Origin of the sequence: Sphingopyxis sp. KK2, from assembly GCF_001990265.1 — a bacterium.
Taxonomy (GTDB): domain Bacteria; phylum Pseudomonadota; class Alphaproteobacteria; order Sphingomonadales; family Sphingomonadaceae; genus Sphingopyxis.
In genome coordinates this window covers 1-423 of record NZ_LYVN01000312.1, presented here as the reverse complement: position 1 = coordinate 423, position 423 = coordinate 1, and the positions used below count along the sequence as shown (strand labels likewise).

Here is a 423-nt window from a genome sequence, read left to right as displayed (position 1 = left end):
CCTCGTCGTCGAGCAGCAGCTCGTCGTCGAGCTCGTCTTCGTCCTCCTCTTCCTCGTCGTCGAGCTCCTCGTCGTCGGGCGGCGGCAACTCGTCGAAGGGCGGCAGCTCGCACGGCCATGGCGGCGATTCGTCGAAGGGTGGTTCGTCGCACGGAAATTCCTCGAAGGGCGGCTCGTCGCACGGCAACTCGTCGAAGGGCAGCTCGGGCTGGGGCGGTTCGTCGCACGGTTCGAACGGTGGCTCGAACGGCAGCTCGGGCGGCAGCAGCAGCTCCTCGTCCTCGTCGAGCTCGTCGTCGTCCTCTTCGTCGAGCAGCAGCACCTCGTCGGGCGCCACCTCGTCGGGCGCCACCGGCGGCAGCAGCAGCTTCGGTTCGACCGGCAGCACCTCGTCTTCCTCGTCGTCGAGCAGCAGCTCGTCGT

At 68.6% G+C, this 423-nt stretch carries 1 protein-coding gene; it reads right to left on the bottom strand.

The window, feature by feature from the left end:
* The coding region (locus B1A78_RS22940; RefSeq protein WP_179102143.1) for a hypothetical protein at positions 1-423 on the bottom strand (423 nt) is incomplete at both ends.